Below are 13,982 nucleotides of genomic sequence, written 5' to 3' on the forward strand. Positions count from 1 at the left end.
ATGGAGGGAAGTCGGAGTGTGATGACCCCGATGTGGTCAGGGTGACTCGTCGTCGCTAACGGACTTGGCGTGGCGCGCGCGGAGACGCGGATTGCTGATCCGGTCGAGCGCCTGTGCGAGCAGGATCAGGCCCATCGAGAGCGCGATGATGAATATCATCGGCGCGATGATGAAGTGGACCTCTCCGACCGCGAACAGCGCACCGGCCTCCTCCGCGTTACTGAGGACGACGCCCCAGTTCTGGGTACTCACCGGCAGGAACCCGAGGTAGTAGAGCGCCACGGAGGCGAAGATGATACCGCGGGCACGGTTGGCGAGATTGATCAGGACGTATGGCCAGATGTTCGGGAGGATGTCCTTCAGGATGATCGGCGCGGTGCCGACCCCCATCGCGCGGGAGGCTTCGACGTACTCCTGATTGCGGACTTTGAGGACTTCCGAGCGGATCGACCGTCCCAGTCCTCCCCACGCAGCAACCGAGAGCACGAGTCCGACGACCGCGGGGTGACGCGGCTCGAGGATCGCCGCGATGACGATGATCAACGGGAGTCCCGGGATCGACACGACGATGTCACAGATCGTCATCAGTATCTGGTCCGTTCGTCCGCCGCGGAACCCGGCGACTGTCCCGAGCCCGACCCCGGCGACGATGGTCGCGATGGCACCGGTGATGATCATGATCAGGACCGGCGTCGTTCCGTGAACCATCAACGAGAGGATGTCTATCCCGGTGTTGGTCGTTCCCAGCGGATGTAAGAGGACTCCGTCCAACGGCGAGATCCACGATTCGAACGTCCGCGTCGGGCTGTACACGAACCGTGGCCCGATGAACCCGATGACGAAGAACGACGCGACGACGGTCATCCCGAACGCGCCACGCCAGTCGCCGAGTACGATCCGCAGCGGCGCGATGAGTGACCGATCGAGTTTCCGTCTGAGTACCTCCCCTCGGCTCACCTCGCGTGACACCTCGGGAACCAGGAACTCCGAGTCGGCATCGCTACGGGGGTTTCCACCGTCGCTGACGGCGGCTCCACCCTCGTGACGACCCGTGAGGCGCTTCACGTACCGTTTGACCTGTGTCCGGAGCGGAACCCCCGTAGAGCTCCCGTACACCTGCGTGTTGCCGCCGCCGCCGGTCGCCCGCGGGTCGATCCGGCTGTAGGTGAGGTCGGCGATGAACATCGTGATGACGACCGTGATGACGATCACCATGAACCCACCCATCATCAGCGGGTAGTCACGGTTGTTCACGCCCTCGAACATGTACCATCCCATACCGCGGTACATGAAGATCTCCTCGAGGATGATCGACCCGCCGATCATGAACCCGATCGTGAGAAGCAGGCCAGTGTACAGCGGCAACAGCGCGTTCCGCATCACGTACCGTAGCGCGATCCGGGTCGGGGGCAGTCCGCGGAGCCGTGCTACGCGGATGTGATCGGCGCCGAGCACGCTGATCGAGTTCCCCCGCATTCCGAGTGACGCGGCAGCCCCCGTCACGATGAGCGAGATGATCGGTAGCGACGCGTGATGGAGCGCGCCGAGGATGAACTCGGGATTCATTCCCACGTCGACGCCGCCGGGATATCGTGCTCCGGTCGGGAACCAGCCGAGCTGGTAGGCGAAGACGAACGAGAGCAGCAGCGCGGCGACGTAGTACGGCGTCGAACTCTCGATGACGGCGACGGCGGTCATCACCGAGTCGAAGGACGACCCCTCGTAGTAGGCCATGATCGCTCCCAGACAGATACTGGTGACGAAGGTGACGACCATCGCGATCGACATATAAAACAGAGTCCACGGAACCGCCTGCGCGAGGACCGACGCGACGGGCTCGCTCTGCGACATGGAGTATCCGAGATCACCCTGAAAAAGCGCCGTCATATACTCGATGTACTGGACGTACAGGGGTTGCTCCGGGTTCATGTTCAGGTGGAGCTGGACGATCTGTCGAGCCGTCGCCGGATCGCCCGGATACTGTTCGAGCATCTGTGCCAACATCGCGTCGAAGGGGTTCCCCGGCATGAACCGGATCAAAGCGAATGTGAGGTGGAAGACGACGAATACGGTAAGCACCGCTTGCCCGATTCGCCTGACGAGCCAGTTAACCATGATAGTTCTGTATGATTTGGCCTTATTAAATATTATGTATGCGTCATCGCTGACAGGACGTTAGAAGGCGAGCCGAACGGCGAAACCGATCCCGACGGAACGCCGTTACGCCTCGGAGTCGCGGACGCGCCAGCGGTGTATCGCGTCCGTGCTGAATTTCATCGTGTAGAGTGCGAAGTATCCCAGCGAACAGATGATGAGTAGAACCGCCATGAACAGGCCGAAGAACCCGGCCACTAGGTCCGCTCCCTCGATCACTGTGACCATCCCAGCGACGAACAGTATCTCGACGAGCATCCCACAGACGAACAGGAGTCCCGCAAGGGGAACCAGCGACAACAGGTACGGATGCTCGAAACGCTCCATGTAGACATCTAGCATGATTCAGGGATGGCGGTCTTCCTATATTAATGATGTGGTTGAAAACCCGTCCACCGACTTCGTTAGTTGGACGGGTCTGCCGTCGGCGGCTCCGCGTCGAGGTCCTCGTCGTCGAGTTCCCGGCTGTTCCAGTACTCGTGTGTCTCGTTCTCCCGGTAACACTTGGTGAGGTGGGCGTCGTCGGGCGCGGTGGTGTAGAGCTCGGGCGTCTCCTCTCGACAGACCTCGCGCGCTTCGGGACACCGCGTGTGGAAACGGCACCCTGACGGGGGATTGGTCGCGTCGGGAATGTCGATCTTCCGAACGGGCGGTGACTCCCGCATCGCCTGTTGGGCACGATCCGGGTCGAGCTCCGGCGTCGCCCACTGGAGCACCTTCGTGTAGGGATGCTGTGGATCGTTGATGATCTCGTCCGCGGTGCCGATCTCGACGATCTCGCCCAGATACATCACGGCGATCCGCCCTCCGGATTTCCCGGCGAGATAGCGTGCGTTCGCGAGATCGTGACTGATGAACACGAACGACGTGTCGAAGAGGTCCTGCATCTCCAGGAACAGGTCCATGACGCCGATCCGCAACGAGACGTCGAGCGCGCTCACCGCCTCGTCCGCGAGGATGACGTCGGGTTCGACGAGCAGCGAGCGGATCAGTGCGACCCGCTGTTGTTCCCCCCCCGACAGCTGGTGAATGTACCGTTTCGAGTAGTCCTCCGGCGGGCTGATCCCGGTCCGCTCCAACATACCGAGGATCCGACTCCGCCGCTCCTCGTGGTTGAGCTGTGGTTGCCATCGCTTGAGGGGAACGGCGAGGTTCTCCAGCACCGTCCGGTACGGGTTCAGTGCCGCACCGGGGTCCTGATGAATGATCTGTAGCGCTCGACGGATCTCCTCGAACGTGATGTCAGCATCCGAGTTCCCTTCACGGACGTCCCACACGTCGTGGCCGCGGTACTTTATCGAGCCGCCCGTGGGTCGCTGGAGCCCGACCAGCGCCTTTCCGAGCGTCGTCTTCCCGCAGCCCGACTCACCGACGAGCGCAATCACGTCGTTCGAGCCGAGATCGAGATCGATGCCGTCGACCGCTCGAACCGGCGGATCGGCGGTGACGCCCAGACGCTTGCTGATCCACTCCGGGATCATCGAATCGGCGACCGAGCTGTCCTCGAAGTGTACCTCGAGGTCGGTTGCCGAGATGACCGGGTCGGAGCGCTTACTCATCGGAATCACCCCTGAACACGAGTTCGACGGCCTCGTCGGCGTCCTCCCAGTAGTGACATCGCACCGCGTGCTCGTCGGAGACGTCGTAGTAGTGCGGGTCCTTCTCCTCACAGACCTCGTCGCTGATCGGACAGCGAGGATGGTACGAACAGCCGGAGAGGTGGCTCACGGGATCGGGACTCTCTCCCTCGATGGCACGCATCTCGTCGAGCGGCGTGTCGAGGTTCGGCGTCGATTTCAACAGCGCCCGAGAATACGGGTGTGAGGCGTTACCAAGAAGCTCTCGGGCCGGACCGATCTCCGCGAACTCGAAGGCGTACATGACGGCGAGCCGGTCGGCGAACCCGGAGACGATCGGGAGGTCGTGGCTGATGAACACCAGCGTGAGGTCGTATTTGTCCTTGATATCGTACAGCAGGTTGAGGATCGACCGCTGCATCAGCAGATCGAGCGCCGCTGTCGGCTCGTCCATGACCAGTACCTCCGGTTCTAGGATCAGGCTGAGCGCGATGAGCGCCCGCTGTTTCTGCCCGCCGGAGAGCTCGTGTGGGTACGAATTCAGCATTCGCTCCGGTTCGAGATGGAGGTCCACGAAGAGCTCGTGTGCGCGTTCGAGTCCCTCCTCTTTGTCCCAGCCGTGCGCGTCCAGCGTTTCCTCGAAGTGTTCTCCGATGTCCATCGTCGGATTGAACGCGCTCATCGCGCCCTGGAACACCATCGAGATCTTCTCCCACCGGAGCTCGCGGAGCTCCCACGGTTTGAGATCCAGTACGTTCACCGGCTCGCCATCGGGGGGGTGATACGTGATCTCTCCCGAGAGGATCCCCGGGTCGACGACGGCGTCGAGCAGGGAGTCCGCGAACATCGACTTCCCGCTCCCGCTCTCGCCGACCACGCCGAGCGTCTCCCCGCGTTCGATCTCCACATTGAGGTCTTTGAGAACGTGAGAGGTACCCTTATCCATCTCGAAACGGACGTTCGCGTCCCGAACGGTTATCACCGGATCGCCGGAGCTGGCGCGGTCCGTGTGAGCGCTATCGCGTGAGTAACTGGACATGGAACTCACGTCCGGTCGGGTGCCGCCGAACAGTCGAGCGTCTCTGGACCGATCGGTCTCAATACACTTGCCATACACACCCAATATCGGTTTTTCATTATAAATGTTCTTCCATCGGAGCTCCTGACGCGCTCGCGTGCCACCTTGAGGGAGGCCCCTTTCGGCTCCGGTGTTCGTGGCGCCGGCAGAGGATGAGATGATGATCCGTACGCGCCAGCCCCGGATGACGGAAATAATATTAAAATAGTTACATTTCCCGGAGGATTTATCATGTATGATTCGCACATTAAGATGATGCCAGACAATACCGATCCGCAGAGGTACATTTCACGAAGACAGGCGATCGCACTGACCGGCGCGACCGGAGTCGGCTCCCTCGCGGGCTGTCTCGGCGATGACGGTGATGACGGCGTCCCTGACGCGCTCGAGGACGGAACGGCCGAGGTGGATGCCGACTATGCGGAGGACTACGAGGAGACGATGAATGAGCTCGTCCCCGGCGGGTCGGCCAATCCGTTCGGTGCCGAGTACATCTTCAACCCGTATCACACCCAGTGGAACGCGGGCGACCTCCAGGAGTTCAGCTTCGAGTACCTCGCCGTCTATCACACCGGCGAGGGGGAGTTCATTCCTCGCGTCGCCGACGACTGGGAAGTCAACCGGGACACCGGGATCACCCGGGTCGAGATCAGCGACGAGTACGGGTGGTCGGACGGGAGCGACATCACGGCCCAGGACTTCGTCACGACGATGAAGCTCAACAGCTACATGGGGCTGGGGCTTCAGGACTACGTCGACATCGAGACCGGGATCCGTACCGACGGGGAGTACGCGTTCGAGATCGAACTGGTCGACGAGCTTCAGGACCTCGAAGAGGACCTGTGGATGAACGCGTGGGCGGAGACGCTGCTTCACGTCAGCCACGAGCAGTACGGCGGGTTCGTCGAGCGGTTCGACGAGGCGGAGACCGATGACGAGATCGAGGCCGTCCAGCGCGACGTGGTTGACTTCGCGCCGGAGTGGAACGAAGTGCTCTACTCGGGACCGCTGATGTTCGCCGAGGCGAACGAGCAGTTCGCGGACCAGGTTCCGAACCAGAACCACCCGGCGGCGGCGGAGTGGGACTTCTACCTCCGTCACGGCGAGTACGAGGAAGAACCTGGGCTCCGGGCTGAAGAGGTAACGTGGCGGCACAACGACCCGACGCTTCAGGATCTCCCCGAAAGGTACGACGAGCCGCCGGTGTCGTTCTCCGGGCAGTCGTTCGCGATCCTCTTCGGAGCTGAGGACGAGTACATCCGCGACTACCCCGAGGTCCGGAAGGCAATCTCGTACGCCGTCGACTTCGAGAACATCGTCAACGTCACCGCGCCCGGGACGCCCGTGGACACGCTCTCGGCCGGCATCGACTTCGGCTACGCCGAGCACTTCATCCAGGACGACGTGATGGACGAGATGGCGAACTACGCGCCCCGGGACCTCGACCGCGCGACGGAACTGCTCGAGGACGCCGGGTTCACGCAGGAGGACGGCGAATGGCTCACCCCGGACGGGGACGAGTGGGAGCTCAACTTCCCGGTCGGCGACTGGTTCGCGGACCACTCGGAGATCGTCGCCAACAACCTCAACGAGTTCGGCATCACCGTCGAACACTACATCGACGAGATGCCGACCTGGCAGTCCGAGGTCGAAGCGGACAACGATTTCGACCTCACGGTCCAACTCAACTACGGGATGGCGCGTGACTACCACGCGTACTCGGATCTCGACGAGGAGCTCAACAATCCCGACCGCGGGATCCTCACCGAGCGTCCGCTGTTCGACTCCGTCGTCGAGGTGCCGGAGATCGGGAACCCCGACGGCAGCACCGTCGAGATCGACCTCGAGGAGGAACTCGCTGGGGTCCGGACCGCCGCGAACGACGAGGAGCTGGTCGAGCACTCGACCGCGCTGGCGTGGGCGCACAACCAACTGCTCCCCGGTGCGATGGTCTTCCCGTGGAGTGAGCACTACTGGGTCGACGCGGGCGGCTACGACTTCGACTTGGAGTCCGACGACTGGCTCACCTCGAACCGGATCGCCCACTACCTGATCGAGAACGGTCTCCAGCCCGAGTAACTCGGACCAGCAGACGCACCACGACCAGAACGACCGCAGTTCGAGCTGTCAGTCGTCGTCGTTGACGACTCCATCGTACCCGCCATTTTTGAACAGTACAACTGTACGACCGCGAGGGTTCCCGCTAGCAGTTGGACGGAAAAACGGAGTCGCGCCGCACCGGCTCGCAGCGAGCCGACGCTCGCCAGCGTTACTCGTCGACGGCGGTCGCGGTGTAGTACCGTCGGCCGGTTCGCGGCACCGGCTTCGTCTCGGAGACGGTCAGCGTCACGGCGTCCTCAATCCGGTCTGCAGCGCGGCCGACGCGGAGCTCGTAGTCGCCGTCCTCCACGACGAGGTCGACGTTGCGGTCGTGGAACGCGAGCTGGGTTGCGCTCACCTCAAACGTGACGGTGCGGCGCTCGCCGGCGTCAAGCGAGACGCGATCGAACCCCAGCAGTTCCTGTACTGGGCGCGCGAGACTCGGCGTTTCGGCATGTGAGTACAGCTGGACCACTTCGTCGACGGCTCGGTCGCCGGCGTTCGTCACGGGGACGGAGACGGTGACGGTGTCCATCGGGTCGATCGTCTCGGCACTGACCTCGACCTCACCGTACTCGACCGTCGAGTAGGTGAGGCCGTGGCCGAACGCGTACAGCGGGTTGGCGTCGGTGTAGACGTACTCCTTGGCCGCAGTGTTGGGCTTGCGGTTGTAGTACACCGGCAGTTGCCCGACGGATTTTGGCACGGAGACGGGAAGCCGGCCGCCCGGCGAGATGTCGCCAAACAGCGCGTCGACGATCGCCGGGCCACCCTGGTCGCCGGGGAGCCAGGCGTGGAGTATCGCCGGCGCTTTCTCGTCGATCGCCTCGATCGAGTGCGGTTTTCCGCTGACGATAACGACCACGACGGGCGTGTCCGTCTCGGTCAGCCGGAGGACGAGGTCCTCCTGGACGCCGGGAAGATCGAGGTCCGTCACGTCACAGCCTTCGCCGCTCGTCGGGACGCTGGAGCGCTCGCGTTTGGCGTCCTCGACTTCGGAGAAGTCGACGGCCGAGCGGGCGCCGACGAACGCGACCGCAACGTCGGCGTCGGCTGCTGCCGCCGTGGCTTCATCGAACTGGTCAGTCTCCGGGCCGGTCGTGGTACAGCCGGGTGCGTGCGTGATGTCGAGTCCCTCTTCCTCAGCGCGCTCGCTGAGTGCAGAAAGCGGCGTCACGGCGTCCGAGGCGTACTCCTCTTGGGGATAGTGGGCCGCGTAGGCGTAATCGCCGAGCAGCTCCATTTTGTCGTCGGCTTTCGGCCCGACGACGGCCACGGAGTCGGCGTCCGTTAGCGGCAACAGGTCGTCCTCGTTTTTCAGCAGGACGAGCGACTCCTCGGCCGCCGTTCTGGCGAGGTCGACGGAGGCGTCCGTCTGGAACGCGTCGGCGGCCGTCTCGGGATCGACGCTCCACTCGTCGACGACGCCCTTCTCGAACTTCATGCGGAGCACACGGCGGACCGACTCGTCGAGGGTTTCCTCGGCGAGTTCGCCGCGCTCGACCGCTTCAACGAGGTGGTCGCCGTAGCAGTCGGTGTACGGGAGCTCGACGTCTATCCCTGCCTCAAGTGCAGCGACGCCGGAGTCGCGATCGGTCGCCGTGACACCGTGCTCCTCACGGAGGAGATCAATGCTGTAGTAGTCCGACACGACGGTGCCGTCGAAGTCGAACTCTCCGCGAAGCACGTCCGTCAGGAGCCACTCGGAGCTCGCACAGGGGACGCCGTCGATGTCGTGGTACGCGTTCATCACGGATTCGGCGTCCGTGGCGTCGATGGTCGCCTCGTACGGGAACAGGTGGAGCTCGCGAAGCTCCCGTGGTCCGGTGGCGAGCGACGAGCGGTTCTTCCCGCCGTCGGTCGCGCCGTGGCCGGCGAAGTGTTTGAGCGTCGCGGAGATGCCGTCGTGGATGCCGTCGCCCTGTAGCCCGTCGACGTAGCTGCGAGCCATCTCGGCGACGAGGTAGGGGTCCTCGCCGAACGTCTCCTCGACGCGCCCCCACCGGAGATCGCGGGCGAGGTCAAGTACGGGAGAGAGCGCGTGTACCGTGCCGATCGCCTGAAGCTCGCCACGGATCGCCGTCGTAACGGACTCCAACAGGTCCGGATTCCAGGTGCTCGCCATCCCGATCATCTGCGGGAAGGTGGTCGCCTCCGGACCCATATACCCGCTCAGACACTCCTCGTGGGGAATGGCGGGGACGCCGAGTCGCGTCTCCTCGATGAGGTACTCCTGTAACTGCTCGGTGACGCGGGCGGCGGGTTCCGGATCGAGGCTCCCCTCGCCCCCGATCCGGGTGAGATGACCGATCCCGTCACCGAGATGGTCGTCGACCGCGTTCCAGTCGATCTCGCCGTCCTCGGTGAGGATCCGGTCCGCATTGACCGACCCGAGCTGGGCCGCCTTCTCGGCGACCGTCATCCGGTCGAGTAGGTCGTCGATGCGCGCGTCGGTCGGTGCGTCGTCGTCCAGATACGTGGGAGTGGCCGATTCGGTTGTCACGAGTGGTCACTCAGCATGATCCCTCTTAGTAGTTCGGTCTCGTGTTCCCCTCTGCGTGTTCGGGCAGCCGTTGGTGCCCCGGCGAGCCATCCCCTCCTCTCCATAGATTTAAGCGCGTGATGTCCAACATCCAGCCAAGCCATGGACTTTCTCGGTGAGGAGTATCTGCTGGAGACGGAGAGTGCGAAAACGCTGTACGACGCCATCCGCGACCGCCCGATCGTTGATCCACACAGCCACGCTGACGTGGCGGAGATCGCCGCCAATGAGGGGTGGAGCGACGTGTGGGAAGTCGAGGGAGCGACCGACCACTACGTGTGGGCCTTGATGCGGAACTTCGGCGTCTCGGAGGACCTGATCACGGGCGACGCCAGCAACCGCGAGAAGTGGAACGCGCTCGCCGAGGTGTTCCCGAAGATCGCCGGCAATCCGACCTACGAGTGGGTACATCTCGATCTCAAGCGTCGCTTCGGCATCGACGAGCGGATCTCGCCGGCGACCGCCGACGACATCTGGGTGGAGACGCGTGACCAACTGGCTCGCGACGAGATGCGCCCGCAGGAGCTGCTTCGCGAGATGAACGTCGAGGTCGTCTGCAGCACCGACGATCCGACGGATTCGCTCGGGGACCACGCCCACATCGCTGACGCCGTCGACGGCGTCGACGTTCGCCCTACATGGCGTGCCGACCGAGTGCTCGGCGTTGACGACCCCGAGTGGCCGACGGTCGCCGACGAACTGGCCGACACGACTGGCATCGGAACCGCCGACCTCGACGGGTACATCGCTGCACTGAAAACGACTCACGACCGCTTTGCAGAGCACGGCTGTCGGGCGTCGGACCTCGGCGTCCAGGCGCCGGTCTCGCGGCCGGTTACTGCGGATCGTGCCAAGGAGGTGTTCGATCGGCTTCGTGCTGGCGAGTCCGTGGATGAGGAGGCCGCCGGCGACCTGCAGGCGTACCTGCTCGAACGTCTCGGCGAGTGGAACGCCGAGAAGGGGTGGGTGACCCAGTTCCACCTCGGACCGGTGCGCAACTACCGGGAGGACCTCTACGAGTCGCTTGGGCCGGCGGCCGGCGGCGACGTTTCCACGCAGCACGTGGACATCGAGCAAAACCTCCGCCACTTCCTCAACGCCTTCGACGGCGAGCTCGACGTGGTGCTCTACTGTTTGGACCCGTCCCACTACCCGACGGTCGCGACGCTGGCGCGCGTGTTCCCGAACGTTAGCGTCGGCCCGGCCTGGTGGTTCAACGACAGCGCACACGGCATCGAAGAGCAGCTGGAGTACGTCGGCACCGTCGACACGCTGTGGACGCACGCCGGGATGGTCAGCGACTCCCGCAAGCTGCTCTCGTACGGCTCGCGGTTCGAGGTGTTCCGCCGGTCGCTGGCGAATGCCGTCGGGCGCGGCGTTGAACGGGGCCAGATCCCCATGGACCGTGCCCGCGAGTTGGTCGAGCACGTCGCGTACGACCGGCCGGTCGAGCTGTACGACTTCTGAGCGGGCTCGGCGGGCCGTCGTCCCCATTTTCGGGTCGGAGTTGGGGACGTAGGTGCGAAGAGTGTGCACATGGCAACTGTAATGTACCCGGACGATAATTGCGGATCGTATGCCCGACTATCGGAAGTTACACGACCCGAATGCGGAGTACACGATGCGCGACCTCTCCTCGGAGACGATGGACCTGACGGCGGACCGCGGCGCCGCGCGCGACGTCGAGATCACCGACGTACAGACCACGATGGTCGACGGGAACTACCCATGGATCCTCGTTCGCGTGTACACCGACGCCGGGCTCGTGGGGACGGGTGAAGCGTACTGGGGCGGCGGCGACGACGCCATCATCGAGCGGATGGCACCGTTCATCATCGGGGAGAACCCGCTCGACATCGACCGCCTCTACGAGCATCTCGTCCAGAAGATGTCCGGCGAAGGGTCGATCTCCGGCAAGGTGATCTCGGCCATCTCCGGCATCGAGATCGCGTTACATGACGTGGCCGGCAAGATCCTCGACGTGCCCGCCTACCAGCTGGTCGGCGGCAAGTACCGCGACGAGGTCCGCGTGTACTGTGACCTCCACACGGAGAACGAGGCCGACCCCGTCGCCTGTGCGGACGAGGGTGAACGCGTCGTCGAGGAGCTCGGTTACGACGCCATCAAGTTCGACCTGGACGTTCCCTCCGGCCACGAGAAGGACCGTGCGAACCGCCACCTGCGGAACCCCGAGATCGACCACAAAGTCGAGATCGTCGAGGCGGTCACCGAGCGCGTCGGCGACCGTGCCGACGTGGCGTTCGACTGCCACTGGTCGTTCACCGCCGGCTCGGCAAAGCGGCTCGCCAGCGAGCTCGAGGAGTACGACGTGTGGTGGTTGGAAGACCCCGTTCCGCCGGAGAACCACGACGTCCAACAGCAGGTGACGCAGTCGACGACGACGCCCATCGCGGTGGGCGAGAACGTCTACCGTCGCTTCGGCCAGCGCACGCTGCTGGAGCCGCAGGCCGTCGACATCGTCGCTCCCGACCTGCCGCGCGTCGGCGGGATGCGCGAGACGCGAAAGATCGCGGACATCGCCGAGATGTACTACATCCCGGTTGCGATGCACAACGTCTCCTCGCCCATCGGCACGATGGCGTCCGCGCAGGTCGCCGCCGCCATCCCCAACTCGCTTGCCGTCGAGTACCACTCCTACCAGCTCGACTGGTGGGAGGACCTCGTCGAGGAGGACAACCTCATCGAGGAGGGGCGCATGGAAGTGCCCGAAAAGCCCGGGCTCGGCCTGACGCTGAACCTCGACGCCGTCGAGGAGCATATGGTCGAGGGTGAGACGTTGTTCGACGAGGCGTAAGGCTCGTCGTGCTCGGCCGACGCAGTCGGCCGGCGTTCGATCCGGCGTAAGCCTCACCGAGCCGGCGCACGCCGGCACACCCTCTCATCACCCTTACTCGTCGGCGCGACGCCGGTCGCGTCGGCATGGCAATCTGCGGCCCGCGGGCGACCTCGTCAGTCGTCCGCCGACGCGGCTTCGCGATACTCGAAGCGCTCGAACGACGCCTCGTTTTCAGACTCCTCGCCGTGACCAGTCGCATAGACGCCGAGATACGCCCCGGTGAACCCGCCGGCGACCTCCGTCGCGAGGTACTTCGAGCGGGCGGTTCCGAGCGGTTCCGAGTCCGGTGATCCGACGCCGAAGCGGTAGCGTTCGGTCGACGCGTCGACCCACAGCGTAACGGGCCCATCCTCGATCGGCTGGCTCGTGACGACCTCACTGGCGTCACCGATTCGGAGACGGAGCTGGACCTGGCGGTCGCCGTCGACCTCCCGAACGCCGAGGTCGAAGTGGTGATCCTCGTCGTACAGTGCCGTGATCCCGGCTTCCGCGCCTGAACCGTCCGACGGATCGAACTGCATCCGTGCGTCGACACGACAGTCGAACGCTCGCTGGCGCACGCCGACGAACGTCGGGCGCCGGTCGTCGAGCGTTCGGGGACTGCCGGTCAGTGAGAGCGTTCCCGCATCGAAGGTGTAGCGTTCGGACTCCGGCTGAAACCGGTGATTCCACGCCGGCGGTAGCGTCTCCGCGTCGAGCAGGTCTCCCTCACGCGTTGGCGGGTCGTCAACGCGTTCGAGGTCGGTGTCCGGAACGTCCATCTCCGTGTCGACGGGCTCGCCGCCGTTGACCACGGGCCAACCGTCCTCCCACGTCACCGGTGCGAGGTACGTCTCGCGGCCGAGATGATGCCAGCCGGGGTGGCCGCCGTGCTGGCGGATGCCGAGAAACACCATCCACCAGGACCCGTCGTGCGCCTGCACGAGGTCGCCGTGGCCGGCAGCCTGAATCGGGTGGAACATCCCGCTCTCGTTGCGATGCGTGAGGATCGGGTTCGACGGACACGGTTCGAACGGGCCCGTGGGGGACTCCGCGCGGGCGACGGAGACCATGTGGCGCTTGTGGGTGCCGCCCTCCGCAACCACGAGATAGTACATGCCATCGACCTCATAGAGGTGCGGTGCCTCGGTGAACGGGCCTGCAAGGCGATTTACGAGTTCGCGTCGCTCCCCGAGCTCACCGGTGTCGAGGTCGATAGGTGCCTGGACGATCCCCTCCTCGCCGGCGCGATACGTGAAGTACGCCTGTCCGTCGTCCCAGAACAGGTCCGGGTCGATCCCCGGCGCGTCGATCCACGTCGGATCGGACCACTCGCCGGTCGCCTCGTCCGCCCAGATGTGGAAGTGCCCGCCGTCGGAGACGTTCGTCGTGACGATGTGGAACCGGCCGTCGTGGTGACGGATGGTTGGCGCGAAGATCCCCTTCGAGGACTCCGCGTTCTCCAACGGAAGCTGTTCGGGACGCGTGAGCGCGTGGCCGACGTGCTCCCAGTCGACCAAGTTCTCGCTCCGATACAGCGGAAGGCCGGGCACGTACTCGAACGAGCTCGTCACGAGATAGTACTCCTCTCCGACGCGACACACTGACGGATCCGGATCAAGTCCGGGACGGACCGGGTTCTCAAAACGCATATCGGCCCGTCTCACTGGAACATTAAGAACGTTCCCTTGGTGC

At 64.3% G+C, this 13,982-nt stretch carries 9 protein-coding genes; 3 read left to right on the forward strand and 6 right to left on the reverse strand.

Annotation, left to right across the window (positions count from 1 at the left end):
* Positions 1-36: 36 nt before the first annotated feature.
* The 4 genes from ACYQ07_RS02365 to ACYQ07_RS02380 form a co-directional block, all read right to left on the reverse strand.
* Positions 37-2,115 carry an ABC transporter permease subunit gene (locus tag ACYQ07_RS02365; protein WP_459876850.1) on the reverse strand — a complete coding sequence of 693 codons (2,079 nt, stop codon included), beginning with the start codon at positions 2,113-2,115 and terminating at the stop codon, positions 37-39.
* A 105-nt stretch (positions 2,116-2,220) separates the two neighbouring features.
* Positions 2,221-2,496, reverse strand: coding sequence for a hypothetical protein (locus ACYQ07_RS02370; RefSeq protein WP_459876853.1), 276 nt, complete (start codon positions 2,494-2,496; stop codon positions 2,221-2,223).
* A gap of 62 nt (positions 2,497-2,558) precedes the next feature.
* Positions 2,559-3,713: an ABC transporter ATP-binding protein gene (locus ACYQ07_RS02375; RefSeq protein ID WP_459876856.1), complete on the reverse strand. Its 1,155-nt coding sequence runs from the start codon at positions 3,711-3,713 to the stop codon at positions 2,559-2,561.
* Positions 3,706-4,770, reverse strand: coding sequence for an ABC transporter ATP-binding protein (locus ACYQ07_RS02380; protein WP_459876859.1), 1,065 nt, complete (start codon positions 4,768-4,770; stop codon positions 3,706-3,708). Before ACYQ07_RS02380 ends, ACYQ07_RS02375 begins: the two co-directional genes overlap by 8 nt.
* A 294-nt stretch (positions 4,771-5,064) precedes the next feature.
* Between ACYQ07_RS02380 and ACYQ07_RS02385 the strand changes: the two genes are divergently transcribed.
* A complete protein-coding gene (locus ACYQ07_RS02385) occupies positions 5,065-6,888 on the forward strand; it encodes an ABC transporter substrate-binding protein (protein WP_459876862.1) in 1,824 nt (607 codons plus the stop codon).
* Between the two features lie 190 nt (positions 6,889-7,078).
* On the opposite strand, the gene ACYQ07_RS02390 is transcribed toward ACYQ07_RS02385, so the two are convergent.
* Positions 7,079-9,331, reverse strand: a complete 2,253-nt coding sequence (locus tag ACYQ07_RS02390; protein ID WP_459880194.1) for a glycoside hydrolase family 3 N-terminal domain-containing protein — start codon at positions 9,329-9,331, stop codon at positions 7,079-7,081.
* Between the two features lie 222 nt (positions 9,332-9,553).
* On the opposite strand from ACYQ07_RS02390, the gene uxaC reads away from it, so the two are divergent.
* Both uxaC and ACYQ07_RS02400 read left to right on the forward strand, forming a co-directional pair.
* Positions 9,554-10,918, forward strand: coding sequence for a glucuronate isomerase (uxaC, locus tag ACYQ07_RS02395; RefSeq protein WP_459876865.1), 1,365 nt, complete (start codon positions 9,554-9,556; stop codon positions 10,916-10,918).
* A gap of 109 nt (positions 10,919-11,027) precedes the next feature.
* The gene (locus tag ACYQ07_RS02400; RefSeq protein ID WP_459876867.1) at positions 11,028-12,266 is read left to right on the forward strand and encodes a mandelate racemase/muconate lactonizing enzyme family protein; all 1,239 of its coding nucleotides are present in this window, start codon (positions 11,028-11,030) and stop codon (positions 12,264-12,266) included.
* A 155-nt stretch (positions 12,267-12,421) separates the two neighbouring features.
* Here ACYQ07_RS02400 and ACYQ07_RS02405 read toward each other — a convergent pair whose 3' ends face one another.
* Positions 12,422-13,939 (reverse strand): glycoside hydrolase family 43 protein, encoded by a 1,518-nt coding sequence (locus ACYQ07_RS02405; protein ID WP_459876870.1) that lies wholly within the window; start codon positions 13,937-13,939, stop codon positions 12,422-12,424.
* Positions 13,940-13,982 lie beyond the last annotated feature (43 nt).

It is taken from the genome of Halorubrum gandharaense (assembly GCF_054654575.1).

Coding starts and splice junctions, on each gene's coding strand:
- ACYQ07_RS02365 (WP_459876850.1), bottom strand. CDS start 2,115: ATGGTTAACTGGCTCGTCAGGCGAATCGGGCAAGCGGTGCTTACCGTA.
- ACYQ07_RS02400 (WP_459876867.1), top strand. CDS start 11,028: ATGCCCGACTATCGGAAGTTACACGACCCGAATGCGGAGTACACGATG.
- ACYQ07_RS02405 (WP_459876870.1), bottom strand. CDS start 13,939: ATGCGTTTTGAGAACCCGGTCCGTCCCGGACTTGATCCGGATCCGTCA.
- ACYQ07_RS02380 (WP_459876859.1), bottom strand. CDS start 4,770: ATGTCCAGTTACTCACGCGATAGCGCTCACACGGACCGCGCCAGCTCC.
- ACYQ07_RS02385 (WP_459876862.1), top strand. CDS start 5,065: ATGCCAGACAATACCGATCCGCAGAGGTACATTTCACGAAGACAGGCG.
- uxaC (WP_459876865.1), top strand. CDS start 9,554: ATGGACTTTCTCGGTGAGGAGTATCTGCTGGAGACGGAGAGTGCGAAA.
- ACYQ07_RS02390 (WP_459880194.1), bottom strand. CDS start 9,331: ATGACGGTCGCCGAGAAGGCGGCCCAGCTCGGGTCGGTCAATGCGGAC.
- ACYQ07_RS02370 (WP_459876853.1), bottom strand. CDS start 2,496: ATGCTAGATGTCTACATGGAGCGTTTCGAGCATCCGTACCTGTTGTCG.
- ACYQ07_RS02375 (WP_459876856.1), bottom strand. CDS start 3,713: ATGAGTAAGCGCTCCGACCCGGTCATCTCGGCAACCGACCTCGAGGTA.